At 39.5% G+C, this 1,402-nt stretch carries 1 protein-coding gene; it reads right to left on the reverse strand.

The window, feature by feature from the left end:
* Positions 1-365 precede the first annotated feature (365 nt).
* Positions 366-1,226 (reverse strand): hypothetical protein, encoded by an 861-nt coding sequence (locus C228_RS0112995; RefSeq protein WP_018653015.1) that lies wholly within the window; start codon positions 1,224-1,226, stop codon positions 366-368.
* Positions 1,227-1,402: the final 176 nt, after the last annotated feature.

The following is a 1,402-nucleotide window of genomic DNA, read 5'->3' on the forward strand; positions in this document are numbered from 1 at the left end:
CTTGAACCAGTTAGTTTCATATTTTTACTATGTTGTTTGAACTCTGAGCCTACTTTCATCAGTGCATTACGATTGGCTTGGTGAGAATAATCTCTCCCTGTTTTGGCATCTTGATTGGCATAGACATCGAATTAAATCTATTCATCGACAGAACTGACGGAGAGGGTTGTTTGCGAACCTTCCACCACTGGGCACGGTTGGGGGCTTTACAAGCGGTCATTTTTGGTTGAAATTTTGCAAATTACAGAGATGAGGTAGGATTGAAATTGGTAAAATTTAAACAAAAACAGACCGCTTGTCGCATAATGATATAATCCTTTCCATTATTTAAAAGACAAAAATGCGGTCTGTTTTTTTATGTTTTGTTATTGCCCGTCGCCATATTTTTCCAACCACGCTTGAATTTTAGCTTCAGTTTTCTTTTCGTTATACCCCCAAGCAGGGAATAGGCTAAATTGATAGAACCAGTTGAAGTAATCACTGGTAATGCGTTTTTCCTTTTTGAAAAATCTACCGTATTCTTCATCGGGGTTTTCGCTGCTGAGATAATCCAAAATAAAATCTAGCAACGCATGATTTTGGTATTCACAAGCAGGGCGGTAAATGCCCAATGGCAGACGGCGAGTACGCTTGGGATTATCAGCCTGTGGTAGCGTGAATACTAAACTGCCGAAGTGTTGTGGACGAATCCACGGGGCGAACATCTCGGGCATGAGAAAATTCCGTAACTGCTCACGGTCTCGTTGCACGGCTTTGGGGTAGTGCATAATATATAACCGTCCCCACGACCAGAAATAGACTAAACGGCGTTTGCTATCAAAACGGACAGGGCGCCATTTAGGGGAAATCACCATAAAGAACCAAAAAAGTGGGAACAGAATATAGAACCAGCCCCAGTAGCGTCGGTAATTATGAAGTTCTAACATTTCTTTTTTAAATTTTTCATATTCTCCGCTTAGATTGGCTTTTTCTGGAACCACTTGAGCATAAAAATTCCAAGTTTTTTCTATTCCCCAATCAATGGAAAGAGCCCATTTCATATCATTGATCATACTTTGAGTAGTAAAGTAATCATAAATCGTTACTGCCATCACACCTAAAAACCATACCCAAGATAGATCGGCACGAATATGCCCGTCGTTATAACGACGGACTTCTATTACGCCATTGCCTAGTTGTTTGACATTGCGGGCAATGACATCAGGGCTGTATGCAAATATTGACATCTATTTTACTCCTGTATAGATAATTTGGTTTTCAAACTCGCCAACTTTAAATCAATTATCCATGATTGATTTGGTAAAAGCTAAATAAAATCAGACCGCTTGTAGAACCGCAATTTAAAACACAAAAGTGCGGTACTTTACAAGCGGTCGTTTTTTACTAAAACTTTGCTAATTAC

Source organism: Actinobacillus capsulatus DSM 19761 (assembly GCF_000374285.1).
GTDB classification, from domain to species: Bacteria; Pseudomonadota; Gammaproteobacteria; order Enterobacterales; family Pasteurellaceae; genus Actinobacillus; species Actinobacillus capsulatus.

What these genes read in the sequence shown, in the direction of transcription:
- C228_RS0112995 (WP_018653015.1), bottom strand. Translation starts at nt 1,226, where the DNA reads ATGTCAATATTTGCATACAGCCCTGATGTCATTGCCCGCAATGTCAAA.